Genomic DNA, 25,906 nt, shown 5'->3' on the forward strand with positions numbered 1-25,906 from the left:
ATACTTATTTATAGTTTATTTATAAAGAAGAAATTTTTTATTGTATTCTTTGTACTATGATTTCACTTTTTCCGGTAATAGCATGTAAACGGGCATTAAAAAACAGCAATTTCTGCATTGTGCAATAATTGCTGTTTATCAACACCAGATTATACTGAAAGGGAAAGGCGACATGATAGAAGTTCTGAACGGCATTCAGGAAACCGTAGTCTACCGAAACCTCAAGGGCATCCGCCTCTATCACAACAGGGAAAACGAGAATTACCCGATACACTGGCATATGGCTATGGAAATTATCATGCCCTACCGGGAAAAATACTCTGCAAAGGTGGGAGAAACCGACTTTACTCTGAATGTGGGAGACATCCTCCTCATTCCGCCCGGCGAGCTCCACTCCCTCTCCGCCCCCCCAGGAAAGGGTGAACGTCTGATTGCCCTGCTGGATTTGTCCTCCGTCTTCCGCTCCAGTGATATGAGTTCTCTGTTCCACCTTCTTCATCCCTATATGCTGATCCGCAGCTCCGACGACCCTGAATTCTCCCGGTCATTGTGTGCCTGCCTTTCAGAAGTGGAGCGGGAATACTTCGGAAATGAGCCTCTGGCGGAAGCATCTATCTATTCTCACCTGCTCCGCTTTTTCACACTGCTCGGCCGCAGAACATTAAACGCCACTGTCAAATTCCCGGATATCATGCCGGGCAAACAGCACGAATATGCCGAAAAGTTTATGGCTATCTGTAATTATATCTGTGATCACTGCGCAGAAAACCTGACTGTGGAAGCACTGGCAGAAAAAACCGGCTTCAGCAAGTTTCACTTTTCAAGGTTATTCAAGCAGTTCACAGGCATGACCTGTTATAATTACCTTATGAATAAACGTATCTCCTGTGCGGAAAGGCTCCTTATTATGCCGGGCCTGTCCGTCACAGAAGCTGCCATGCAGTCAGGTTTCAACAGCCTGTCTACTTTTAACCGCATTTTCAAGTCTGTCAAGGGCTGTACCCCCAGTGAATACCGGCAGCTGAACAACCGCCGCTTTAAAACCCACTCTGACGCAGACCTCCATCCGCAGAAATGACCGCAGCGGCCTGCCTTTTCAGTCAAACCGCCGCGTATTATCCCTATTATTTATTCTTCGAATCGAAACCATTGAAAATCAAACTGACTTCCCGGCAGGAATACGAATGTCACATTTTGTATTCCTGTCACTTTTTCCAGTGTGAAATGAATTTCCTCCGCCTCTTCTCTGTGCGGAAACGTTACCAGCTGTTTGATTTCCCCTTCCGCATTCCCGAATCTTACATGGACAGCATTATTTTCAAGAGGCGTCCTCCCGCAAATGGTAATGCCTGAAATTCCCGATTCCCCGAAATCCATGTCATGGAATTCAACGGTTACATTATTGCCAATTCCGTCAATTCCGCTGTCGGTCACGGTAAAGCTGTCCCCATATACATTGTCACACTCACAGGCTGACAGCATTTCAAATGCCCGGTTCTTTCTGATGAAAGAAAATCCCTTGATATGTACTTTCTGATTTAATACGAAACACAGGCTGGTAATACCTTTCAGCCGCTTGTTCAACTTCCAGGTCTCAGGCTGATAGGTATTCCAGCGGGAAGGTTTCTGATATACCACATCTGCCACCATTACGCTGCCTTTCTCTCCCGGCATTCCCTCCCAGATCTGAATCGGATAGGCTTCACTGGTCAGGGCAAAAATCGGTACCGTAATCTCGTCCGCTCCAAAACTGCCAAAGTCAAGATTTCTATATCCCACCTGAGTCTCTCCGTCTCTGGCTGTGGCAACACCCTTTTCGTTTCCGTTTCCTACATCACCCTTGCTGTACTGATACTGTCCTCCGCAGACAAAACCGTAAGGATCCACATAGACAGTGCCGATTCCGGTGACTGTAAAGTCAAGCTGAGAGATAATCTCCACATGATCCTGACCGCATTTTGACATACACCGCAGAAAGAAACTGCCGTCCCCCATGGCTGTTATCTTCGCGCAGTCTCCTTCCGTCTCCAGCTTAGCCAGATTGGAAGGGATTCCGGCATCGTCCACCAGTGCAAATATCAGCTCCTTGTCGGAAGCATTTGCCGGGCAGATACGCGCATGTACCTCTGCGGAAGGATGCGTTTCGTCCAGCTTTGTCCCTGTCTCGCAGATAAGCTCTATCTTGCGCACAAATATGTTGTCCGCCGCATCCTGTACTGCCGTTCCCGTTTCAAATCCGTTTTCTGCCGAATCAGCGTCCTTCCCGGCGCCGTCATATCCGCGGTTTGATTTACATCCGGTTCCCATTCCGTACGCCACAAAGCTGATCCCTTCCTCCGGCTCACAGGCCTTCGCGTAAAATCTTTCCTCCGCTTCCGTCACACCCGGCGACGACACAGAGAAAATGATCTCTCCCGCTTCCCTGACCGCCGCAATTACCGCCAGCAGTTTCCCGCTGAAAAGTCTTCTGCTGTCACCTTTATACTCATCACGATCCGTGCTGTCCCCATTGTCCAGCCCTACCAGCCGTCCAGCGCCTTCCACCCTGACTTTCACGCGATTATTAGCATTTTCCACCGGATATCCCCGGGCATCTCTGGCCGTAATTTCCACGAAAATGAGATCTTCTCCATCCGCCAGCACTTCTCTTTTGTCCGGCTTCAGGCACAGCTGCGCCGCCTCTCCAAAAGAATGCCTCGCCTGCCTGGCTGTCACGGCTCCCTTTTCGTCGTAAGCCACCGCCTCAATCTCCCCCGCTTCATAGGGAATAATCCAGTTTCCCGTCAGCTGCCTGCCGTTTCTGTGATCAATCCGGTATCTGCCCTGACTCTTTCCATTTACAAACAATTCCACTTCCGGTGCATTAGAACAGACTCTCACATCCACACTCTGCCCCTCGTTGAAATCCCAATAAGGAAATATATGTACCATGGGCGCCTTTTCCGCATCCGTCCATTCCGCCTGATAGATATAGTAGGAATCCTTCGGGAAACCTGCCGTATCAATCTGCCCGAAATAGGAGTTCTTCGTATGATATGGGGTGGGCTCTCCGATATAGTCGAATCCGCTCCACAGGAACTGCCCGCAGGAGAAATCACAGTCCCGCTCTGCCAGAATACAGCTTTCCGAGGACTTGGCCCCCCAGCTGGTGGTAGAATTCCCCAGAGCCGAGCACTGCAGATCCTCCTCTGCCAGCACCGACTGCCTGTAGGGAAAATGATAAATTCCTCTGCTCTGTACAGTGGACGAGGTTTCGCTGCCGTAGATAATCCAGTCCGGATGCTCCCTGTGATGAGCCTCATAATATTTTTCCGAATAATTATAGCCTGCTGCCTCCACAATGTCTGCACATTTCCGCGCATTTTCCCAGGGCATATAATTAGAACCTATCGTTACCGGCGCATGGTTTTTCGGGTCATGCTTTTTCACCTCCGCAAGCAGCTCCCGCGCAATCCGCTGTCCGCTGTCATCCGCGTGTGTATCATAAATCTCGTTCCCTATACTCCACATAATCAGGCTGGGGTGATTTCTGTCACGCCGTACCCAGCTCTCCACATCCCTCGGATACCATTCCCTGAAAAAGCGGGCATAATCATAGGTAGTCTTCGCACGTTCCCACATGTCAAAGGCTTCCGAAATCATCAGCACACCCATCTCATCCGCCAGTTCCATCACAGCGGCGGCAGGCATATTGTGCGTCAGCCGGACCGCATTGACTCCCATTTCTTTCAGTATCTTCAGCTTACGCCGCATGGCTGTCCTGTTAAACGCAGCCCCCAGACACCCCAGATCATGGTGTTCACAGACGCCGTTCAGCTTCAGATGCCTTCCGTTTAAGAAAAATCCGCTGTCCGGACAGAATGCTGTTTCGCGGAATCCCAGAGAGACTTCCTCTTCCTGGACTTTGCCGTTCTCTGTGAAAAGCGCTGTCCGCAGCCGGTAAAGTACCGGATTCTCCACGTCCCACAGAACCGGATTGCCCACAGACGCCGTAGTCGTATGAAGAATCGCATCCTTTTGCGGCAGAAGCGTTTCCTCATTGTTCCACACAGTCCTTCCCTCTGCGTCACACAGAGTGTATACCAGTCGAGCCCTGTCTTTACATATGATTTCCGTGTCCGTCTCCAGCCACCAGTTTCCGTTTTCCAGCTTTTTTGTCGTCACATAGATGCCGTTCCGGGGAATATGTGTCTCCTGTACTCTCCGGAGTCTCACATCCCGGTAAATCCCGGCTCCGCTGTACCAGCGGCTGTTGGGCGACTGATATCGCACACTCACCCGGACCTCATTTTCACCGTCCTGCAGATAAGGTGTCATCTCCACTTCAAAAGCCGAATAGCCGTACTTCCATTCTCCTGCTTCTTTTCCGTTTACATACACACGGCAGTCCATATAGACACCGTCAAAGCAGAGGCTCACAAGCTCTCCCTGTGTCCGCTGCCATTCGAAAGTCTTCCGATACCATCCGGTGCCGCTCTCATACAGGTCCTGCACCTGCCCAATCAGCCAGTCATGCGGAATGCCCACCGGCGCAAATTCATTTTCTCTGTGTCTCATTTCTTCCAGTGTGGTATCCAGCTTCTGTCTGGAAAATTCCCACCCGTCATTAAAAAGCACCTCTGTCTTCAAGCTTCTACCTCCGTTTCAAAAGGGGATGCCAAAAGTCCGGCCCCATTACACAACAGCCCTTTTTCCGGGCAGTTCCTCCAGGCATATCTTATCTTTTTCATTTTTCGTGAAAACCGGTCAGCCAGCAATATGGAGTTCCCTTCTATTGCCGCCTCCACCGGAAAGTATATTCCGTCTTCCCCGGCGGCTTCAAATTCCTCCGGCGGCCTTCCATCTGCCGTCAGAAGCTCCGTTCCCGTCTCCGAGAAAGTAATTCTCACCTTTTCCCCTTCCGCCCTGCACACCTCTGCCACCGGTCCCTGCCACACCACATCTTCTCCGTAAGCCAGCGCTCTGGCCGCCAGAGAAAGCCGATAAGCCACATCCTTCTTATTTAACGGATGCAGGTCATTCCATTCACCCAAATCAAGATTCACTGTAGTCGCCGTATTGGGAAGCTCCATGGCTCTGCGCTGTGCTTCTCTGAGCGCCGGCCAGCCGCTGTCCACAGGCAAATCAATGGCAAATCCCGGCAGCTGTGCCACCAGAAACGGAGTCTCTCCCTGTCCCCACTGCCGTCTCCAGTCCCAAATTAAAGCTTTCAGCCGCTTCTCATATGTCTCCGGCGTCTTGTCGTTACTCTCCCCCTGATACCACACGAATCCTTTTACTGTATAGCGGCGGCATGGAGCAAGCATTCCGTTGTACAGGCCAGTAGGTTTCCAGGATACAAAATCTGCCGAAGGCGCCGTTTCCTCCAGAACAGTTCCGATCCGATACTCCCACTCTCCTCCAAGCTCCACCCACAGCCGTTCATTAAAAAGCCCGCAGAGCTTATCCGGCGTCATTCGGCCTCTCCCATCATTACAGGTCAGCCGGATAATCACTTCATTCTCTCCTGACCGCAATATGCCTTCCGGCACCTCATACTTACGCGGCGGATACTGATAACCAGTCCACCCAACCATTGTACCGTTTATATAAGTCTCATCGCTGTCCGTCAATGTCCCCAGCCAGAGCCTTGCCGCCTTCCCGGCTATCTCCTCCGGCAGGTGAAACCGCCTCTTAAGCCAGATAACGCCTTTGAAATCCTGCAGTCCCCGCTCCGAAAGGCTCCCGGGAAGTGTAATCTTTCTCCATTCCCGCCCTTCCTCTCCCCGGGCTTCTCCCAGATACCACTTCTCCAAAAGCCCCCTGTCTGTCTCCCGGCTCCTGCGCATCCAGGCTCTCCCGGCCTCTTCATCCTGCCTCTGCTTCTGTTCAATAAATCCTTCCGAGGCATATAGCCGAATGGTCTCCTGCAGGTCCGCTTCTCCCTCGAACAGTTCCTTTCCCATCCATGCCTCAATGGGCGTTCCTCCGAGGCTGACATTAATCAGCCCAACCGGCACATTTTCCGCCTCCCTCAGGAATCTCCCATAGAACCAGGTAAGCCCTGAGAAATCCAGCACATTTTCCTCTGCGCTCTCCTTCCATTCTCCGCTGAGCAAATCTTCCAACGGCCCTTCAAAAGTATAATGTTCCGCAATCTTGAATATTCTCAGCTGTTCATCTGCACAGTTTCTGACTTCTTCCGGAAAACGGTCCTGAATCCGCCGTATGGGCAGTTCCATATTGGACTGTCCGGAACACAGCCATACTTCCCCCACTGCCACATTCTCTATCTTCCTGACATCGCCGGAATCTGTTCGGATTTCCAGCAGGTACCCGCTGCCTGCCTCCCGAAGCTCCAACAATACTTCCCAGTATCCGGACTCATCCGGCTTTGCTTCAGCACGGGCCGATATCCGGCTTCCGTCATACAGTGTGACTTCCACGGATTTCACCTTGTGGCTCCACCCCCAGATTCTGGTTCTGCGGGAACGCTGCAGCACCATACCTTCCGCAAATATTCTCGGCAGGCGCAATCCGTCTCCATCCAAAGCGGCATCTCTGCTGCCCCTCAGTTCTCTCTCCTTATCCATTTCTGTCCTCCTTCTGTACCGTAATTCCAGATTCCCATATTCTACGGCCAGACTGCTTTCTTTGCGATATTTCATTTTTATCATAGCAGATAGCCTGCCCCGGAACAATGATGTATTGTGATAAAAATTGATATATTCTCATAAAAAAATCTGCACTCTACTCATTTTTTCTCTTTCGCTGTATAATGGAATTTGACAGCATCAAAAGGCTGATTTGATAATAGAAGTTAAAGGACGGGAAGCAGACCCTTCTGCCATATCATGCAGCGGTGCCTGCCGGTAATTATTTATGAAAAGACATAAACTGACTCCAACCAGTATTATCATGCTGGGTTTCCTCATTGGCGCTCTGTTGGGGACCCTGTGTCTCATGCTCCCTGTCAGTCTGCGTCAGGGGCAGAAAATAGATTCCATAGACGCCTTATTTGTGGCCATGTCCAGCATCTGCGTCACCGGTCTGTCCACAGTCAATATCGGACAGACCTTTTCCGTTTTCGGCCAGATTATACTTTTACTTCTGATTCAGTTCGGTGGTCTGGGGATTGTCACCTTTACCACCATCGTTTTATTCCTCTTCCGGCGCAGGATTACTCTGTCGGACAGAATGCTGATTCAAAGCGCCTACAACCTGGATACCCTGTCCGGTCTGGTGCGGCTGACCCTGCGGATTCTGAAAGTCACCCTGTGCCTGGAAGGTGCGGGGGCACTTGGTTATGCTCTGGTATTCATCCCGGAATACGGGCTGAAAGGAATCTGGTTCAGCATTTTCCACGCGGTATCTGCATTCTGCAATGCAGGTATTGACCTTCTGGGCGGGAACAGCTTCTGCGGCTATGCGGATAATGTCATCCTGAACTTCACCACTGTTTTCCTGATTATTGTCAGCGGTCTTGGTTTTCCCGTATATTGGGAGATTGCCCGAATGTTTCGCTCTATACACAAAAAGGGCGGGAATCCCTACCCACGCAAAATGAATCTTCAGGCCAAAATCGTCATTCTGGCAACATTATCCCTGATTCTGGCAGGTACCGCTCTGACTTTACTCTTCGAATACAACAATCCCGATACCCTGGGCGGTATGAGCTGGCCCCGGAAAGTGATGGCGGCCCTGTTTCAGTCTGTGACACTGCGCACAGCCGGCTTCGCCACCATTTCCCAGGAATATTTCAGACCCGCATCCTGCCTTGTGTATGTGGTGATGATGTTTATCGGCGGTTCTCCTGCGGGTACGGCAGGCGGCGTCAAGACAGTGACCATTATCCTGCTCTTCGCCTCCATGTTCGCCAATATTCGCGGCAAAAAGGATGTCAGCATCATGCGCAGGAAGATTGCCGACGATACCATCCGAAGGTGTGTAGCCATTGTCACCTTCAGTTTAACCGTTTTACTTCTGCTGACCACAGCTCTGCTGGCAGTCCAGGAAAGCAGCTTCCTGGATACCCTGTATGAAATGACCTCCGCAATCGCCACCGTCGGTCTGTCCAGAGGTCTGACAGGCGCCCTGAATCCCATAGGAAAGCTGATTGTAACCCTCACCATGTATCTGGGAAGAATCGGTCCCATTACGCTGGCTCTGGTATTCAACAGCCGCAGGCCCACCGGAAATGTATCATACGCAGAGAGCAAGATTATCATTGGATAAATAAAGCCGGGAAAAGGAGAATCAGATGAAAAAGCAGTCACAGAAAGAATATATTGTAATAGGGCTGGGACGCTTCGGCACCAGCATTGCAAAACAGCTGGAAGCAAACGGCTGTAAAGTATTGGCAATCGACAACAGTGAACAGAAAATCCGCCAGATTGCCGAGCATGTCACACTTGCCATGTGTGTGGATGTCACTAACGAGGAAGCCCTGTCCGAGCTGGGTGGAAAGAATTTTGACGGCGCCATTATCTCCATCGGCCACAGCCTTGATGCCTCCGTACTGGCCACCATCTGGGCAAAGGAACAGGGAATTCCGCAGATTATTGCAAAGGCATACGATGATATGCAGGGAAAAATCCTCACAAAAATAGGCGCCGACAAGATTGTCCATCCGGAAAAGGAAACCGGAATCCAGCTTGCAAATGATCTGGCTTTCAACAACCTCTTCGACGCCATCGAATTATCCTCGGAATATTCCATTGCGGAAATGCTCACCCCTACCGAGTGGATAGGAAAGAATCTGATTGAACTGAACCTTCGGAAAAAATATAATGTAAACGTAATTGCAATCAAGCGCGGGGGAAGTCTGCTCATCAATCCGCCCGCAGACTCCCCCACCAAAAAAGGCGACCTGTTCATGATTCTGGGGCTGAACAGCACCCTGAAGAAAATCGCCAGCGCTAATGCCCTACGGCGGGAGTGAGAGCACACCGCCCTCTCATCCGATTATATACAGCAAAGTCAGCGCCAGTCCGATACAGAACAACAGCAACCCGAAGGAAAGACTCCTCTGGATAATATGGTTGGTCTCCCGGAATTCCTCGCTTTTTACCGCCGCCAGATGTACATAATCCCTGTGGACAGGCCGTGTCCTGCGCCAGGTACGATTGCCCAGGCTCTGGAACCCATTCAGCAGTTTCCCCAGTACTTCCGTAAATACATTCCCCTCCGGGCGCTCATGGGGAAGCCTGCTGTCGCGGTACAGAGTCTTCCGGAGAATCACCACCGTCATATCTGCAAAGCTGTCCAAAATCCTGCACAGTACACCCAGAATTACCGGTAAAATCCCCAGCAGAACAGGCCTGTAAATTAACTCCTCCAAATCAAGCCATTGGGGCCATGCATTGATATATTCTCTTTCTCCATTCTCCTTCCTCTTCAGCAGGCAGGGCCGGATGAACAGACAATACACCGCCGCCCCAATTGCAATAGAAGTCATTCCCCCTTTTAAATTCTCCCATCCAAACCAGGATACCGAATGTATCTCTCCTTCCATACGCAGAAATTCCTGCGCAGACCTTCCCGCAGACATCATGATGCTGTCAGGGAAGAGGCCCCAGAAAAAAAGCAGCCCGGCGCTCCCTGCCAGTGCAAATACTGTCACCGGTTTCATATACCCTCTCATCCTGTCATAAGCCTCCTGCCGGGCGGCATCCTGATTCTTCTCCACAAATACTGCCACAAATATTTTTGTCATATATGCAACCGTAAGGCCGCCGGAAAAAAGGAAGATCATTTCCGCTGCCTTCATAAATCCGTCTCCGCCATACTCCACAATGCTCTCATGCAGCAATGTCTTACTGATATAACCGCCGAAAAGCGGAATCCCGCCAATGGCCAGCGCCCCTGTGAGAAAGCTGCCCGCCAACAGAGGCTTTTTCCTCCCGAATCCCCTGATATCATTGAGGTTCAGCGCATGTGCATTCATGTAGACCACCCCTGCCGCCAGAAAAAGCACCAGCTTAATGAGAGAATGGTTTACCATATGGAGAAAGCTTCCCTGCGACGCAGCCAGCTGATGTGCTGCAGAAACCGTCCGTATCATGCCATCCTCTTCTCCCGGCAGACACAGCATTCCGATGCCTGTCAGGATAAATCCAATCTGAGACATGGAAGAGCAGGCCAGCGTCCGCTTCAAGTCCACAGAGAACACTGCCAGTATGGCTCCGCCCAGCATAGTCACAAGTCCTGTAAGCAATATGGCAAATCCCCAGGCTCTGTCAGGCAGAAACAAATTGCAGCTGACAATGAGAATCCCGTAGACACCCGTTTTTGTCAGGATGCCGGACAGCAGGGCAGAAGCCGGCGCCGGCGCCACCGGATGAGCCTTCGGCAGCCAGATATGCAGAGGAAACGCACCTGCCTTCGCCCCAAAGCCAAATAGCATACATGCCCCGGCAATATATAATGTCGCTTTATCCTCATATCCTGCTGCCGCTCCGGATAATTCCCCTGTCACCAGTGTCCCCAGGCAATGATACAGCAGGAAAATTCCCATCAGCAAAACCAGACCTCCAAGTATCGCCACTGCCAGATAGGTACCCGCAGCCCTCAGCGCCGGTCCGTTTTCCTCCTGTGCCACCCATACATAGGAAGTAAAAGACATAATCTCGAAAAAAATAAAGGTTGTATATAGATCCCCCGACAGAAATACACCCATTGCAGCCCCCAGCGTCCACAGCAAAAACAGATAATACCGGCTGCGGCTGGCATGATGGGTAAAATACTCCACGGAAAAGGCAGCAGCCATCATCCACATAAAGGCCGCCACACAGCCGTACATGGCCCGGAATCCATCCAGAATAAAATACAGTCCCATCCCGCATATCTCAGGAATTTCCAGAGACAGCGCCTCGCCTCCTCCGGTCCGGAGTACCGGAAGCGCCAGTCCGAGCATCACCGCAAATTCCGCCGCTGCCACACAGACAGCCAAAAAGTCTCCCAGGCTTTCCCACCTGCCCTCCGCTCCTGCTTTCTCCTTTTTCTTCCGGCAGTACACGCCGGCCCCATAGACTGGAATTCCCGCCAAAAAGGGAAAAAATATGACAAATGCCAGATACATTTCTTTCTTCATACCATTCACTGTTCCTTTTTCATCTTCATCCGCCGATTATCCTGTAATCACTCCTGCGCTTACACCGCTCCGAGCTCCCCGGCAATCCTTTCCAACACTTCCAGCACAGGTCCGAAATGCAGCCCCAGACAGACCACCGCTGCGGCAGCCATCCCTATGGGCACCAGCATCATCCATCCCGCGTCTTCCACATCCTTCAGCATACGACCATCAAAATCCTTTCCCGGGAAAAAGAAACGGACCACAAGCGTCAGCATATAGACAGCCGTGAGCAATGCGGATACCAGAAGCGCCGCCGTACCCGCATAAGCCAGGATATTTTCGCTTTCCACCGCCGCTTCCGCCAGATACCACTTGCTGACAAATCCGCACAGTCCCGGCACACCGGTCAGTGCAAACGCTGAGACAGAGAAAAGGAGACAGACTTTCGGCATCTTCCGTCCCAGTCCATTCAGCTCATGGATATAATTCCTGCCCGTTTTATGCATAATCGCTCCTGCGCACAGAAACGAACAAAGCTTCATAAACGAATGACATATCATATGAGCCAAAGCCCCCACCAGACCAGCCGGGGTCATAAGTGCCGCACCGAACAAAATATAGGACATATTGCCCACAGTCGACCAGGCCAGCCGCCTTTTCAAATGTGTCTCCTTCAATGCCCTGCTGCATCCACAGACAATAGTAAAAATGGTCAGAAGCAGAATGACGCCCTGCACCCAGGTTCCCCGCAGAAGCTCTGTCCCAAAGCTGTAATAAGTCACCCTCATGGCGGCAAAAGCACCGGTATTTACCACGGCCACCGCGTGCAGCAGAGCCGTTACGGGAGTAGGCGCCACACTTGCTTTCGGCAGCCAGGAAGAAAACGGCCACATGGCAGTCTTCACGCTGAAACCGCAGAAACACAGCAGATAAATCAGCAGCAGCATGTCCGTCTTCCCTCCGGTCCGGGCCATATCCAGCACGCCTCCCGCCACAAAGGTGGAAGTGGTCCCGTAAGCCAGCACAAAAGTCATTCCGATAAAGGCAAATGCCGCACCTCCCAGCATATAATACAGATACATTCTGCTGGCATGAACAGCCTCTCTTGTTCTCTCATGCATCACCAGCGGCAGTGTCACCAGACTCAGCATCTCAAAAAAGAAATACATGGTCAGAATATTTTCCGCCAGCGCAACCCCCAGTGTAATTCCATATGTCACCACATAAAACAGGAAAAATGACTTTTCATTCTTCTCCGATTTCATATATTCAAAAGAATACAACATTGCAAAGGGCCACAACAATGCCGCAAGTGCCGCAAATACAGCCCCCATGCCGTCCAGCCGGAGAGTAATGCTCAAATTACCTGTAAATCGGAACACTGTCAATGTTCCCTCCGGAGCATGTGACAGCATCCAAAGCACCAGAAGAGAATTCACGCACACTGCCGTCTCCAGATAAATCCACATCCCTTTCCTGGTTCTGAAAGAGAGAAGCGGCAGCAGAATGCCTGTAAATAAAGGCAGAATCACCACGATCAACATCATTACTTCTTTCATTTCAACCCAGCCCTTTCATTCCCAAAAGCTTTCCTGCGACATCCGAAGCATACCGAATCAGCGGATTCGGGAAAATTCCTGTCAGAATCGCTGTCCCCGCAAGCAGCACAACCGGCAGCAGCATCCCTGAAGGACATTTTCTCTCCCTTTCAGATGTCCTCATTTCCATATCATTATCTGTTTTCCCCGGAAAAAAGCCTTTCATGGACACAGGAAGCAGATATCCGGCGGTCAGCAGCGCGCTGACCAGCAATATCACCGGTCCCAGCCAGGAGAAAGTGCCTGCCTGCGACTGCAGCGCGCCCCGGGCCAGGTACCATTTGCTGATAAACCCACAGGCAGGCGGAATCCCCGTCAGCGCCAGAGACAGTAAAGTATAACTCCACATCAGCACCGGCATTCTCTTCCCGATGCCCGCAAGCTCCTCCACTCTCTGTCTGTGAAGACAGTGCAGAAAGATTCCGGCCGTAAGAAACAGTCCGCACTTGACAAAAGCGTGAAATACCACATGAAGAATTGCCCCTGTCATGGCATCAGCTTCAAACAGCGACAGCCCGAACAAAATATAGGAAACCTGGCTGACCGTGGAATACGCCAGCCTTTTTTTGAACACTTTCTCCCGATAGGCCAGGATTGACCCCGTAAACACAGTCAGCAGACTCAGAAGCATCCATCCGTACTGCACCCATGTTCCCCGCAGGAAATCCGTACCTGCAACATAGAAAACCACCCGCAGAAGGGCCAGCACACCGGACTTCACAATAATGGCCGATAAAACCGCAGATGCCGGCGAAGGCGCTACAGGATGAGCTGTGGGCAGCCAGGCATGAAACGGCAGCATCCCCGCCTTCACCCCAAAGCCCAGAATCATGACGAATACCGCAGCCAGCACAGTCCCCTCCTGCCCCTGTATCGCGGCTGCATTCAGCGTTCCCCCTGATGTAAACGTGAGAGATTCACAGTATCGATGCAGGAAAAAGATGCCGAACAACCCTCCGTAAGCCCCGCACAGAGAATAAAAAAGGTATTTCAGTGCCGCCATAACGGACTCCCTGCTGCCGTCGTGCAGCACCAGCGGCATGGATGCCAGTGTCATCAGCTCATAGAAAAGATACATTGTCACCAGATTCCCCGCAAAGTCAAGTCCCACCAGCACACCGTACAGCAACAGCCAGAATCCGAAAAAACGTTTTGCATTTTTCTCTTCTCTCATATAGGTCAGCGCGTAAACCGTCACCAGCAGCCACACAATGCTGACAAGGGTCACAAAAAGCCGACCCGCTTCATCCACGCGAAAATACACGGGGATTCCTTTCAGCAGAGAAAACAGCTCCATCTCCCTATCTCCCAGCCAGGCGGCAGTCAAGGCCAGGACTACAGATATTCCCATCACACCGCTTACCAATCCGAACAGTCCTTTTCCCACACCTCCGGCAGCAGTCCCTCTCCTATATTCCGAGAAAGAGGAAACCAGAAGTACCACCCCCGCCATCATGGGCAGCCCAATGGGAATCAACAACAATCCATCCATTTTTCCTTCCTCCTCAGTCGAACATTTTCAGGCCGCTTTGAATCAACCGAATCACAGGTTCCGAGTTCAGGCCCAGGATCAGGTTCAGTAAAACGAACAGCAGCAGCGCCGTGGATTTCGAAGGCTGCTCCTGTATGGATATAGCTCTTCCCTCTGATTTCGGCACCGGCGTATAAATCCGAATCACCGTTTTCATAAAATAGATGGCATTCAGCACCGTACTGATCGCCAGCGCGATAAAAGTGGGCAGCATCTTCACTCCATGTCCCACTGCTGCCTGGGCAAAGAACAGCTTTGAGATAAATCCCGAAAATCCGGGCATACCCACCATGGACAGGGATCCCACTGTAAATGCAACTCCGGCCAGCTTATTGCGGTATCCTGCACCTGTGATATCTTTAAAATGGTTCCCCCGGGAAGCGTCCGTCAGACCGGCCGCCGCCACGAAAAGCAGGGATTTGGTTGCCGCATGAGACAGCACGTGATAAATACTGGCCACTGACCCGGCCTCCGTTGCCAGCCCCAGTCCCATATAAATATATCCTATCTGAGCCACAGAGGAATAGGATATCATCCGCTTCAGATCCTCCGTTCTTATGGCATTTACAGAACCCATCATCATTCCGAGAATCCCGAATACAAAAAGCACATTAACAACCCTGCTCTCCGTGACCACCTGGAATCCCATCACCCTGTAGAAAATCTTCAGCAGCAGAAAAATATACCCCTTTGACACCAGAGAAGACAGAATCGCCGAGGAAGAAAGTGTGGAATATCCGTATGCATCCGGCAGCCAGGCATGAAAGGGATACAGGGCGCTCTTAATGGCAAGTCCCACGGACATCAGGCCCAGCGCCACCATCAATGTGGTATGATACTGATACGTGGCCGAGAGTACCTGCACCTGCTGTGCAATATTGCTCATCAGCAGATGTCCTGTGACAGCATACAGATGGCAGATTCCCAGAAGCAGCAGTCCGGAACCCAGAAGACTCATTATCATATACCTGGTAGCCGCCTCAATGGTACGTCCCGTCTGTCGTATCATAATCAGACCGCAGGCGGAAATCGTATTGATTTCCACAAAAACATAAGCGGTAAACAAATCGTTGGTATAAATCAGCGCCAACAGAGAACACAACAGCAGATTCCCCATCACATAATAAAGGTTCTGCTTGCTTTCTTCAATATGCTGCTCCCGCTCCCTGGATCCGCCCATCATGCACAGGAGCATAATCACACAGAAGAATCCTGCCATAAAGGCTTCCAGCACCCCCACTCTGATCTCATTGCCCCAGGGTGCCGGGAAATGTCCCATTCGGTAGATAAAAGGTTCTCCCGTGTCAAGGACAAATACAAGCACTGCCGCAGACATTGCCCCAACCAGAATAATCACCGCGGTATTTACGCGTTTTGCCCATTTCCCGTTCAGAATGGAGCACAGCGGTCCGGAGAACAGTGACAGAATAATGGACATAAAGGGAAAATTCTGTACAAGCTCCATCATTTCCCCTCCTTTTTCAGCCGGGTTGTTATCTCGTCCAAATCCAGGGTATGATATCTGCGGTACAGCCGAATGGTCAGAGACAACATCAATGCTGTCACCGACACGGAAACTACAATACCTGTCAGCACCAGCCCACTGGGAATCGGATTCACATAGGCTTCCACATCTGTGACGCCATCCACCACCACCGGCGCCTTCCTGCCGTCAATATATCCCTTCAATGCCAGAAACAGATAAGTGGCTGTATCCATAATATTCAGGCCGATAATCTTCTTAATCAGATTCTTCTGCAACAGCAGATTGGAAAATCCGATACCGAACAGAATCATGGCCACAGCCTCTTCATAATTGTTCAGTAAATACTCCAGATTCACTTACCGCACTTCCTCTCCCATTTTTCCTATTATTTTTACTTTCCCCGCAGAACCGACAGGAAACAGCAGTTAATAATTTCCCTTGCGGAACATGACATAAAACGTATACATGGTTCCTGCCACCACAACGCCCACGCAGATATTCAATATCAGAATAAGCCCGCTGCTTAAAATTGCCCCCGGCGTTCCCAGCGGAATCACGCTTTCTATATGGTTGGCTCCGGTATAGAAAGAATAACTCTTCGCCACACTATAGCAGGCCAGCGCTGCAAAGCTCAACCGGCGGTAGGTTTTCGCAGTGAAAAATTTCTCCGTTCTGGCAAAGCCGAATGCGTTCAGATAAAGAATCAACCCGGCCCCGATGACGGCGCCGCCGGAGAAACCGCCTCCCGGTCCCAAATGCCCTGCAAGGATAATATAAATGCCGAAAATCAGAATAGGCGGCACAAGAATCCTGGCCACAGTCTGCAATATCATATCATTCTTCGGCTCATGAATCCTGTCGTTTGTCTCGTGTGCCTCCCTGTCATCTTTTTTATCCACTCTCAGTAAAATCAGCACGGTGCAGGTGGCAATAAAGAGGACATGGGATTCTCCCAGCGTATCAAATGCTCTGTAATCAAGGATCATTCCTGTGACAATATTCACTGCACCCGTCTCCTCCAGACCCTTTTCAATGTAGCGCGCCGCCACCTCATTGTTCACCGGATTTTCTTCATGGCCGAAAGGCGGCAGATCGGACACCGCCATCAGCAGCATGACCACCAGGAAGATACAGAAAAGCGCGCTGAACACACGATAAAATCGCTGAAAAATCTTCAGCTCCAGATTGTTTCCGAGATCGTATACCCGCTCTGGCAGACGCTTTTTGTCCTGTTCCCTCTCCTCTTTTTTCTGTGGCGTTTCCTGAAAAGGCTCCTGCTTTTTCATTTCCACCGTTCCCAGAAACGGATCCTTTGTCCCATCCATCCACTGTCTGAATTTCCCGGAAAATGTCTTCTGATATTCCTCCTCAGGAACCTTTTTGCTCATCTGACTTCTCTCCCTCTGTCTCCTCTTTTTTGATGATAGCGTTGATTTTCTTCAATGTAACCAGGAACAGCACCGTTGTGACACCCGCCCCCACCGCCGCCTCTGTGATGGCCAGATCCGGAGATTCCAGCAGTATCCAGATAATTGACATAATCAGGCTGTAGGACATGAAAATCAGTATGGTATTCAAAAGCTTTTTTGACAGACTGGCCGCAACGGCACAGACCACCAGAAATACCAGCAAAATACATTTAAATACTGTCATCTTTCTTTTCCGCCTCCAATTCTTCCTCCGGGGTATCCAGATTCATCTCCTGATAATGCTTCTCTTCGTCCTCATTTGTAGTTATCTCCAGCCTTGCCACCAGATGGGATGAAACCGGCGAAGAAAACCACAAAAAGACAATCACAAGAAACAATTTCAGAGAGGTAAAGTTCAGCCCGCTCATCACAATCAGACCAGACAGGGCAAAGCCGATGCCCAGTGTGTCCCCTATGGCCGCCGCGTGCATTCGATTCAGCACATAGCGAAAACGAAATACCCCCACCAGCTCAATGATAAATGTGGCGAGACCGGCCAGAAGCAGACCGCCGCCGATTATAAAACGCAGCCATTCCAGTATAATCATGTTTTATTCTCCTGTTCGTCTGATTCTATGGAAGCGCCGGCAGTATTCAGATCTTGATCCGTATCATGGATATCCTGTGTGGATACCTTTTCGACGCCCTGCATTTTCCCGTCCAGATATACACCCGTGTATACTTTTGTCAGTACAATCACGGCCAGAAAGCTGATCATGGCATAGATAATGCAGATATCTGCCAGATAGCCCTCTCCCAGCATCAATGCCAGCACGGCAATTATCACAATGACCATGGTTCCCATCATATTTACCGACACAATTCTGTCCGCAACTCTGGGCCCGATAATTGCCCGTATCAGACAGAAAATTACCAGAATCGCCAGAATAACCAGCACTCCGGTTAAAAAAATATGATATACCTGTTCCAGGCTCTCAATCCCTCTTCCCATGTCTCTTTCACCTGCTCTTCCTTTTCCTTCTGCCTGCTCTCAGCCTTTCCTGACCTGCTTTTCTTCTTCGAGCTTCCGAATATACCGGGCAAATTCACTTTCATTCAATCCTTCCGCCAGATCTCTGTCCAGACAGTGCACCCTGTATTCTGAATCTTCCAGCGTAACGGTGATGGTGCCGGGTGTCAGCGTGATGGCGTTGGCCAGCAAAACTTTTCCCACCTGCGTCTTCAAGTCAGAGTGAAAGGTCACCAGTACCGGTTCTATTTCCTCCCGCTGTGTCAATATCAGATGCATGGCGCCAAAGTTCGCTTTGACTATCTCCTTCACCAAAAGCACGCAATACCCGCAGAAACCAAATATATGGCGGTAAATCTTTCGTTCTTTCGCCAGGCTGTAATCCATAAACCGACAGGAGAAACCTAATAACACTCCCGCAATCACCAAACCGAATACACAGATTTCCAATGTAAAACTGCCGTTAAAAATCACCCACAAAAGGAAATAAACCAGAAGCATCCTGCACCTCATCATCATAATCAAATTCAACAAAAAAGCAACCCCATAATGGCGTTACTTCTTTGCAGTCATTATTGTTTCCAAATAAGAGTATAACTAAATAATCTCAATTCTTTCAAAATATCTGAGCAAAATATCCGCGCACTTATCAATTCCCAGCTGCGAAGTATCCAGAATCATATGATAGTTATTCACATCTCCCCAGACCTTTCCGGTATGCCGATAGTAATAATCCGCCCTGGCCCTGTCATTCTGCTCCAGCGTCGCCTTCGCGTCCTCATAGGACAGTGACTTTTTCGCCATCACCCGATGGATACGATCCTCCTTATCGGCACAGATATAAATGTTGAAGACATTACCCTGATCCTTCAGGATTTCGGAAGCACAACGTCCCAGAATGATACAGGAGTGAGTCGCCAGCTCCTTTATGAGTTCCGCTTCGTCCGCATAGCTTTCGCCCTCCAGCTCGTGTTCGATGTATGCCTTATCATACACCGGAATCTCAAGCCTCCTGGACAATTCCTCCGCTATCACACCTGCACCGGTACCAAATCTCCGACTTATGGTAATCACCAGATTCATCGTTGTTCCTCCTCCCTCCCCGCCCGCATCGACGCCTGCAGAGAATAAGGTCATTTTATCATATGCAGCCCCCTATTACAAGTCTGTGCGGCTGCCAAGATATGGTCTGTGGTCAGACCAGGCCGTGAACTGTGGTTGCTTTTTACGCCAGTGATCCCATCGGATCCCATGGCTCCAACATAGTCGGCTCAGCTTCATACTCTGCCACAAAGGCTTCCGGCAGATATTTTTTGTGGACTACAATCTGGTACATAAACTCGTCAAACCACCTGTCACTCATGACATAATAGCCCTTTTCTCCGGCCTTCTCTCCCCAGCTGTTCTCTACACGCCAGCGGTTCGGTTTCCCTTCTTCGTCCAGATTGACTCCCAGGAATACCATGGCATGGGTCATGAGGCTCTCGCCGTACTCCAGCCGTTCTGCCTTATTGAGGCCAAAATTCACATCCAGCAGTTCGTCCAGCCTGTAGAGATCCGGATCCATTATGCCGCCCTCTCTGGAAGAATATTTCCCCACATCGCAGCCAAACCAGACCGGAGATCCGTCCTTCAATTGTGCGATTGCCGCCTTTTTCAGCTCCTCGATTTCCAGGTTCAGATAGCGCACCGGGCGCCCTTCCTTTACATTGCCCAGAAACTTCACACTATAGCTTCTGTGATAAGGCTTGTCCGCCGTAGGCGCATTGATCAGGCTGATGTAATCCTCCAGATTCAAACCTATGTATTTCTCGTAAAATGCCACAGGAGACAGGTCAGTATCCCGAATAAATTCTCCCTCCTTATTCTCCGCTTCCAGGTCAAACGTCTTCGGCGGTTCCCCCAGACAAATGCACAGAATCCGATAAATATCCTCCATCATGGCGTCCTTTTGACCTGCCAGTTCCTCTCTGGCTGCCCCCTGTGCATAGGCTCCGCGCAGACGGCAGGCATCCTCCCGCAATTTTACCGTCAATGCGCTGTTCATCTCTCTGGTCCCGGAAGAAGCCTTCGATTCCGGCATGGCATATTTGGGCACCACACCATATTTTCTCACCAGATTACACAGCATGTCCCACTGACCTCCGTCATTCATGGGCACACCCAGCAGCCAGGAAATCAGCCTTCCGTCAGTGGGCTCGTCCAACGTGTCCAGGATGCTTTCCAGGAAATAATTCGCCTTCTCCAGCTTGTCATAAAACAGCATATAATTCTGAGAAAGTTCAAATGTTTCCAGATTCAGCTTTTTCATCACCTCAAACCGGAATGTGTTCAGCGCCGCGAACAACCAACAGCGTCCGCTCTGCTTCTGATCTGTTATTGCCCCCTGCTTCAGATTTACGGAAAAACTGTGGCGGGTGTTCCGTTGTGCCTCCCCGTTTTTCGCTGCCGCCCACAGTCCGTTTTCAGTGACGGCATTCATGGCTACTCTGCAGGATTTATCCGCTCTGCACTTTTCCTGAAGCTGTTCCAATCTTTCTCTGGTAATATTTTCACTCATACGCATACCTCTTTTTTGTAAATTATTTCCATAGTGGTCTCTCATACCCGGCCGATTATCCGCGCCTGCACTCACATCTGCTGCCACTGCAACAGCCTGAATACCATACAGCGTTTCCAGAACTAAATATATCACACTTGAAAATCACTGTCAATTTCTGACATTTCGTTTGCTTTCAATCTCAATCCTCTGGCTTTTCCATTCACACAAGTGAGAGAGCGTATCGATTATCTTCAATCAATACGCTCTCTCATACCTCGTTGTCCAATGGACTTTACCTCCTTATTCAGTTTTTCTTCTTCCACTTCTACCCTTTGTGCCTTTCCACTTTTCCTTGTACCCTGTGTACTGTAACGTTCTGAATTTCAGGTAATGCGTCACTTCTTTGTGTACTTGCACATTTTTTCTTACTGCCTTGCTGTTTATTATTAAATTGTCTTTGTGGAAGATGTTCTCTTTTCCCTCTCTGTTTTTGTAACTACAGTATATGACAATATCTCATATTTGTCAATACCTTTTTTAAAATTTATTTTTCATTTTTATTTTTTATATTTTATCTATATTTTTTCAGAATATTCTGACGCATTTAAAATCCCGCATACTCTGACTGTTCTGAAGACGGCCGCTCCGGCCCCGGAATCTGAAGCCTGCAGGTATTTGACTGTGCCATTTGGGCCTGCACTGACGATACACTGGCAGGACCGTAACAGTTCAGACAGGCCGGATATTCTACCGGAAAATGGCGAAATCCTCTGGACAAAAAGACAGAAAATATGCTAGTATTTTGGAAAATGAATAAGCAGGGGCTAAAGGAAGAAATCATGAAGAAACGCTGTAGAAAACTTAACAGCAACCTCATATTCTTAGGGTGTATTTTTGTCATTGGATTATTAGCGGTCTTTCCCTATGGTGCGCATCTTGATCAGACATCCGAGCAGGAAATATTGTATTCCAATATCAAGGTGTATGCGCGTCTTGTGGGAGCGGATAATTCGCTTTATCAGGAACTGGATGCTGCCGGTATCGTAGATATAACAGAAAGTATAGAAAAAGATCACGGAATGGCAGTCTTCTATCCTGTAGCCTGGATTTTCTTTCTCAACAAAATATCTTCGTTTTCAGGGAATATTATCTGGCATGGATATATTTATGTTCTAACCTTTTGTGGTGTTGCCGCCTTATTTTATCTTATGTCTGACATTTGGGGCGGACATATTGTACCGATATTCACCACATTACTTTTTTTCTTCACCCCAAGAATGTTCGCAGAAAGCCATTATAATAATAAAGATATAATCCTGTTATCATTGGTATTATGTATTGCTTTTTTCGGCTGGAGAACCTGTCAGAAAAAAACGTGGTTAAATGTAATTGGATTCGCACTTGCAGGCAGCCTGGCTGCCAATATGAAGATTATCGGCGCTTTCATCTGGGGAATGGCTGGAATATATATTCTTCTGGCTCTGCTTATCAGGCGTCAGCTTGATAAAAAGGTTATTCTGAAAATAATAGCAGGTATTTCAATATGGTTTGGCTTCTACCTGCTGATTACTCCTGCGTGTTGGACAGGCCTTCCGGGGTTCTGGCAATACCTGCTGGAGAGTGCCAGAAATTTCCGTTGGAACGATTACATCCTTTTTGCTGGAAAAATGTACAGCAAAAACACCACAGGCATGCCGGTAATGTATCTGCCGGTAATGATTATACTGACCGTTCCCGTCGGCATACTGCTTTTAGCCGGAACAGGTATAATTTCTCTCCTGTTCTCACTTGTCAGGTTCCGCCGCAAAAGTCCTGACGGCGCATGGTATATGTTTGTCATGATACTTGCCTGTCTGATTCCACTGGGATATGCCATTGTATCCAGAACTCCGGTATACAATGGATGGAGACATTTCTATTTTACCTATATGGCTGTGTTATTGTCAGCGGCATGTGGAATTTCCTGGCTGTTGAACCGGTTTAAAAGCCCCAGACTGCGGAAATCTCTGGTTATCTCTCTGAGTGCATATGTCTTTGTCCTGGCAGCGAGTATAGCATTGGCTTATCCCCACGAGTACGCATATTATAATTTACTCGCAGGAAAAAATGTGGTGGAGCGATACGAGCTGGATTATTGGGACATGTCCTTCAAACAGGCTTATGAAAAAATTTTACCGGAACCTGATGAAGTGAAAATTCCAGTCGAAAAAATCAGGATCGGAACCATCAGTAATCCCGCTTATTGGGGTCTGGAGGAACAGCTCAAGGTTATCAGAGGAAAGCAGCGCATGTATGTAGATCTGTGCACTGATTTCAGAGATGCGGAATATCTAATCATTAATCCCACCTATGCTCTCATGTATGGTGCTTCCGATTACAAATATGTAAAAGAAAACTATATCTTAAAAGATTCCATAACCTCCTATGGAAATGTGATATGCGAAATCTATCATAAATAAACTTTTTGAGGTAACTATTGTGAAAAAGAAACGGGTAACCAAGCTTATTGTAAATCATATAATACTGTTGACAGCAGGAGCCTTATCAGGTCTCATAGCTCTGCTGCTTGTCCACCTTTTGCCGGTATCCCCCATGCAGAGCCATGTTTATTGGTCTCTGGAAATGATAGAAAAGGAGTTCAGTGATGAAGTGCTGATAGACGGTTATCGCTCCACATTAACCGGGAATTTCACTGATTGCCTGATGCTGGAACATGCTGTCTATTCTTCCAAAGAGCACACCCTCCTGGAACAGGTGCTTCATATGTACCGCAGAGAAAGCTATAACCCTCCTGAAGGAGGCGATGAAGACGGCTGGCAGCCGGGAAATTCATTGAAGGATTACCTCATCGGTGCGCCCCAGTCTCGTGAAGTAAGCTATTCCAGATACTGGCATGGATATCTGGTTTTATTAAAGCCGCTTTTACTGCTGACATCATTCAATACCATACGTCTGTTCCAGTCCGCTGTCCAGTTAATCCTGGCAGGTTGGGTGGTAATGGCACTCTGTCAGAGAAAGGCATATCCTCTGGCCAAAGCATTTCTGCTGTCACTCCCCTTCCTGTTCTTTGTAAGCACTTATGCATCGTTGTCTTTAAGTATCTGCTTTTATGTTCTGACGGCAGCGATTCTTGTCCAGTTGAAAATGGACAGGCTTTTGAGTCGCCGGGGATGGTATGGATTGTTCTTCCTGATGGTTGGAATGGCAACTGTTTATTTTGACTTTCTGACATATCCGTTGGTGACCCTGGTATATCCGCTGGGAATATATTTGTATTTTCATGTCAGCACTTTTAAAAAAGATATAATTGGCATCATAAAAAACAGTGTGGAGTGGAGTATCGGCTATGTCGGAATGTGGGCTGCCAAATGGATTCTTGCCGATTGTCTTACAGGAAGTACCTGTATTCAGGATGCTGTTGAAACAATTTTTATCAGAACCGGCAGTGCACAGGGATATTCGAAAATCGGAGGATTCTTCAGCGTACTGGCGAAAAATTTCCAGCCTTTCCTCAACTGGTGTTACATCCTGATCGCAATTTTATTTGCCGTCTTGTTTTTCGCCGGTATGTCAAAAACATTTTTCAGAAAAATCAAATCTAATTTACCGGGTGCCGCCTCCTATTTTTTACTGGCGTCATATCCCTTTGTATGGTTTTTCCTGACCCAAAATCACTCGGAGCAGCATTGGCAATTTACCTGCCGAATCCTGGCTGCCAGTGTATTCGCTGTCATATCCGGTTGCTGTGTGCTATTGAGAAATATCCCCTCCCGGGAAGCCCCTGTTTCCTTCTAAGATTTTTAAAATAACTATTGCATCTGTCAAAAAAATGTGATATGCTATCTGAAATTTTAAATTATCAGATTTAATATGGCTACAGGCTCCGGAGTCTGACGAAAATCCACATTCTCATACCCGGAGCAATAAGGAGAATATAATGAATTATCAAAGTAATGTGCAGTTTATTCTGATTATGCAGGTCTCTCAGATTTTGCATATTACGGTCACCACCTGACACCAATTTCCAGCCGGGGAGACGCATGGCCGTAAGATGGAAAGTCTTATTTGGCTATGCGGTAATCAGGATAAGAGAGAACCGCAGGGCAGATACACAAAAGTGTATCGTGTCAGGCGGTTTTTTATATATAGCAATAAAATATGACAATAAAATCCTCACAGACCATGGATTCTATTGTTGATAAAAAAGGGAGGAGCAGAACATGAACGTAATTGAGACAGAAAATTTATCGAAAACCTTTCGGGTAAAGCAGAAGGAAAAAGGGATTGCCGGAAGTATGCGGGCCATCTTCCATCCGCAGATTAAGGAAATCCCGGCGGTAAGCCGGGTTTCCTTCAGCGTGGAAGAGGGAGAAGCACTTGCTTTCATCGGTCCCAACGGAGCGGGCAAAAGCACTACTATCAAGATGCTGACCGGAATTCTGTATCCCGATGGAGGCAGAGCGGAAGTGTTGGGCATGGATCCTTCCAGAAAAAGAAAACAGCTTGCCTGCAAAATCGGCACTGTATTCGGCCAGAAGGAACAGCTTTGGACTCACCTGACACCTTATGATAATTTCCGCTTTTTCGGCGCCATTTATGATTTGTCGGATAAAGAGACGGAAAGCCGCATCCGGGAACTGGCAGATATCTTCGATCTGAATTCCTTTGTCAATACACCCGTGAGAAATCTGTCTCTGGGTCAGCGAATTCGCTGTGAAATTGTGGCTTCCCTGATTCACAGGCCCCGCATCCTGTTCCTGGATGAACCCACCATTGGTCTGGACCCCGTGGTGAAGGAGAATATCCGCTCTCTGATCAGACAGATGAATAAGGAACTCCACACCACCATCTTTCTGACCAGTCATGATATAGGGGACATTGAGAAGCTCTGCAAACGAATTATCATTGTCAACAACGGACAGATTGTGCTGGACAATTCCATGTCCCATTTGAAATATCACTACCTCAACAGGAAAATCCTGGAGGTTAAGCAGCAGGAAGAGACAGCGCCGCCGACTGCAGAAGGAATCACCGTATTAAAGCAGAAAGGCAGTCACATAAAGCTGGAAGTGGATACCGGTGTCCTGCGAATCAACGACGCTCTGCGCCTCATCAATGCAGAACATGTGGAGGACATCACCATTTCCAACATCCCGCTGGAAAGTATTATCACAGAAATCTATAAAACCGCAGATGCCGGTATCTGATGTCGTATATGCATCTGCACAGCGCAAATAAGCATGCATTCAACATGCAA

At 48.9% G+C, this 25,906-nt stretch carries 19 protein-coding genes and 1 pseudogene; 6 read left to right on the top strand and 14 right to left on the bottom strand.

Annotation, left to right across the window (positions count from 1 at the left end):
* Positions 1-172 precede the first annotated feature (172 nt).
* Positions 173-1,078: a helix-turn-helix transcriptional regulator gene (locus NSB25_RS02605; protein WP_103237842.1), complete on the top strand. Its 906-nt coding sequence runs from the start codon at positions 173-175 to the stop codon at positions 1,076-1,078.
* A 50-nt stretch (positions 1,079-1,128) separates the two neighbouring features.
* On the opposite strand, the gene NSB25_RS02610 is transcribed toward NSB25_RS02605, so the two are convergent.
* A complete protein-coding gene (locus tag NSB25_RS02610; protein WP_242982261.1) occupies positions 1,129-4,629 on the bottom strand; it encodes a glycoside hydrolase family 2 TIM barrel-domain containing protein in 3,501 nt (1,166 codons plus the stop codon).
* On the bottom strand, positions 4,626-6,656 hold the full coding sequence (locus tag NSB25_RS02615) for a sialate O-acetylesterase (protein ID WP_103237841.1): 2,031 nt from the start codon (positions 6,654-6,656) through the stop codon (positions 4,626-4,628). Before NSB25_RS02615 ends, NSB25_RS02610 begins: the two co-directional genes overlap by 4 nt.
* Positions 6,657-6,861: 205 nt before the next feature.
* On the opposite strand from NSB25_RS02615, the gene NSB25_RS02620 reads away from it, so the two are divergent.
* Together NSB25_RS02620 and NSB25_RS29875 are read left to right on the top strand one after the other, a co-directional pair.
* A complete protein-coding gene (locus NSB25_RS02620; RefSeq protein WP_103237840.1) occupies positions 6,862-8,214 on the top strand; it encodes a TrkH family potassium uptake protein in 1,353 nt (450 codons plus the stop codon).
* Positions 8,215-8,236: 22 nt separating this feature from the next.
* A pseudogene (locus NSB25_RS29875) lies at positions 8,237-8,920 on the top strand (potassium channel family protein); the annotation flags it as partial.
* Between the two features lie 15 nt (positions 8,921-8,935).
* Here NSB25_RS29875 and NSB25_RS02630 read toward each other — a convergent pair.
* From NSB25_RS02630 to NSB25_RS02685, 12 genes are all read right to left on the bottom strand, one after another.
* Positions 8,936-11,071: a complex I subunit 5 family protein gene (locus tag NSB25_RS02630; protein WP_103237838.1), complete on the bottom strand. Its 2,136-nt coding sequence runs from the start codon at positions 11,069-11,071 to the stop codon at positions 8,936-8,938.
* Positions 11,072-11,130: 59 nt separating this feature from the next.
* A complete protein-coding gene (locus NSB25_RS02635) occupies positions 11,131-12,612 on the bottom strand; it encodes a complex I subunit 5 family protein (RefSeq protein WP_103237837.1) in 1,482 nt (493 codons plus the stop codon).
* Between the two features lies 1 nt (position 12,613).
* Positions 12,614-14,143, bottom strand: coding sequence for a complex I subunit 5 family protein (locus NSB25_RS02640; protein ID WP_103237836.1), 1,530 nt, complete (start codon positions 14,141-14,143; stop codon positions 12,614-12,616).
* Positions 14,144-14,156: 13 nt separating this feature from the next.
* On the bottom strand, positions 14,157-15,647 hold the full coding sequence (locus NSB25_RS02645) for a complex I subunit 5 family protein (RefSeq protein ID WP_103237995.1): 1,491 nt from the start codon (positions 15,645-15,647) through the stop codon (positions 14,157-14,159).
* On the bottom strand, positions 15,647-16,018 hold the full coding sequence (locus NSB25_RS02650; RefSeq protein WP_334293783.1) for a sodium:proton antiporter: 372 nt from the start codon (positions 16,016-16,018) through the stop codon (positions 15,647-15,649). Before NSB25_RS02650 ends, NSB25_RS02645 begins: the two co-directional genes overlap by 1 nt.
* 75 nt (positions 16,019-16,093) lie before the next feature.
* Positions 16,094-17,056 carry a hydrogen gas-evolving membrane-bound hydrogenase subunit E gene (gene mbhE, locus NSB25_RS02655; RefSeq protein WP_103237835.1) on the bottom strand — a complete coding sequence of 321 codons (963 nt, stop codon included), beginning with the start codon at positions 17,054-17,056 and terminating at the stop codon, positions 16,094-16,096.
* Positions 17,037-17,321 (bottom strand): hydrogenase subunit MbhD domain-containing protein, encoded by a 285-nt coding sequence (locus NSB25_RS02660; RefSeq protein ID WP_103237834.1) that lies wholly within the window; start codon positions 17,319-17,321, stop codon positions 17,037-17,039. Before NSB25_RS02660 ends, mbhE begins: the two co-directional genes overlap by 20 nt.
* Positions 17,308-17,685, bottom strand: a complete 378-nt coding sequence (locus NSB25_RS02665) for a cation:proton antiporter (protein WP_103237833.1) — start codon at positions 17,683-17,685, stop codon at positions 17,308-17,310. Before NSB25_RS02665 ends, NSB25_RS02660 begins: the two co-directional genes overlap by 14 nt.
* A complete protein-coding gene (locus NSB25_RS02670; protein WP_103237832.1) occupies positions 17,682-18,089 on the bottom strand; it encodes an MrpF/PhaF family protein in 408 nt (135 codons plus the stop codon). Before NSB25_RS02670 ends, NSB25_RS02665 begins: the two co-directional genes overlap by 4 nt.
* Positions 18,090-18,128: 39 nt before the next feature.
* Positions 18,129-18,608, bottom strand: coding sequence for a Na+/H+ antiporter subunit E (locus NSB25_RS02675; protein ID WP_103237831.1), 480 nt, complete (start codon positions 18,606-18,608; stop codon positions 18,129-18,131).
* A 96-nt stretch (positions 18,609-18,704) separates the two neighbouring features.
* Positions 18,705-19,190, bottom strand: a complete 486-nt coding sequence (locus NSB25_RS02680; RefSeq protein WP_103237830.1) for a cytidylate kinase-like family protein — start codon at positions 19,188-19,190, stop codon at positions 18,705-18,707.
* 142 nt (positions 19,191-19,332) lie between these two features.
* Complete coding sequence (locus NSB25_RS02685; protein ID WP_103237993.1) at positions 19,333-20,667, bottom strand: C1 family peptidase; 1,335 nt, start codon at positions 20,665-20,667, stop codon at positions 19,333-19,335.
* A gap of 821 nt (positions 20,668-21,488) precedes the next feature.
* Here NSB25_RS02685 and NSB25_RS02690 point away from each other — a divergent pair.
* From NSB25_RS02690 to NSB25_RS02700, 3 genes are all read left to right on the top strand, one after another.
* The gene (locus tag NSB25_RS02690; protein ID WP_103237828.1) at positions 21,489-23,108 is read left to right on the top strand and encodes a hypothetical protein; all 1,620 of its coding nucleotides are present in this window, start codon (positions 21,489-21,491) and stop codon (positions 23,106-23,108) included.
* 19 nt (positions 23,109-23,127) lie between these two features.
* Positions 23,128-24,444 (top strand): hypothetical protein, encoded by a 1,317-nt coding sequence (locus tag NSB25_RS02695; RefSeq protein WP_103237827.1) that lies wholly within the window; start codon positions 23,128-23,130, stop codon positions 24,442-24,444.
* A 425-nt stretch (positions 24,445-24,869) separates the two neighbouring features.
* Positions 24,870-25,856 (top strand): ABC transporter ATP-binding protein, encoded by a 987-nt coding sequence (locus tag NSB25_RS02700; protein ID WP_103237826.1) that lies wholly within the window; start codon positions 24,870-24,872, stop codon positions 25,854-25,856.
* Positions 25,857-25,906: the final 50 nt, after the last annotated feature.

This window comes from Acetatifactor muris (assembly GCF_024623325.1).
Classification (GTDB): Bacteria; Bacillota; Clostridia; order Lachnospirales; family Lachnospiraceae; genus Acetatifactor; species Acetatifactor muris.

Coding starts and splice junctions, on each gene's coding strand:
- NSB25_RS02605 (WP_103237842.1), top strand. CDS start 173: ATGATAGAAGTTCTGAACGGCATTCAGGAAACCGTAGTCTACCGAAAC.
- NSB25_RS02620 (WP_103237840.1), top strand. CDS start 6,862: ATGAAAAGACATAAACTGACTCCAACCAGTATTATCATGCTGGGTTTC.
- NSB25_RS02640 (WP_103237836.1), bottom strand. CDS start 14,143: ATGGATGGATTGTTGTTGATTCCCATTGGGCTGCCCATGATGGCGGGG.
- mbhE (WP_103237835.1), bottom strand. CDS start 17,056: ATGAGCAAAAAGGTTCCTGAGGAGGAATATCAGAAGACATTTTCCGGG.
- NSB25_RS02635 (WP_103237837.1), bottom strand. CDS start 12,612: ATGAAAGAAGTAATGATGTTGATCGTGGTGATTCTGCCTTTATTTACA.
- NSB25_RS02680 (WP_103237830.1), bottom strand. CDS start 19,190: ATGAATCTGGTGATTACCATAAGTCGGAGATTTGGTACCGGTGCAGGT.
- NSB25_RS02700 (WP_103237826.1), top strand. CDS start 24,870: ATGAACGTAATTGAGACAGAAAATTTATCGAAAACCTTTCGGGTAAAG.
- NSB25_RS02670 (WP_103237832.1), bottom strand. CDS start 18,089: ATGGGAAGAGGGATTGAGAGCCTGGAACAGGTATATCATATTTTTTTA.
- NSB25_RS02615 (WP_103237841.1), bottom strand. CDS start 6,656: ATGATAAAAATGAAATATCGCAAAGAAAGCAGTCTGGCCGTAGAATAT.
- NSB25_RS02665 (WP_103237833.1), bottom strand. CDS start 17,685: ATGATTATACTGGAATGGCTGCGTTTTATAATCGGCGGCGGTCTGCTT.
- NSB25_RS02675 (WP_103237831.1), bottom strand. CDS start 18,608: ATGCTTCTGGTTTATTTCCTTTTGTGGGTGATTTTTAACGGCAGTTTT.
- NSB25_RS02630 (WP_103237838.1), bottom strand. CDS start 11,071: ATGAAGAAAGAAATGTATCTGGCATTTGTCATATTTTTTCCCTTTTTG.
- NSB25_RS02690 (WP_103237828.1), top strand. CDS start 21,489: ATGAAGAAACGCTGTAGAAAACTTAACAGCAACCTCATATTCTTAGGG.
- NSB25_RS02685 (WP_103237993.1), bottom strand. CDS start 20,667: ATGAGTGAAAATATTACCAGAGAAAGATTGGAACAGCTTCAGGAAAAG.
- NSB25_RS02660 (WP_103237834.1), bottom strand. CDS start 17,321: ATGACAGTATTTAAATGTATTTTGCTGGTATTTCTGGTGGTCTGTGCC.
- NSB25_RS02645 (WP_103237995.1), bottom strand. CDS start 15,647: ATGGAGCTTGTACAGAATTTTCCCTTTATGTCCATTATTCTGTCACTG.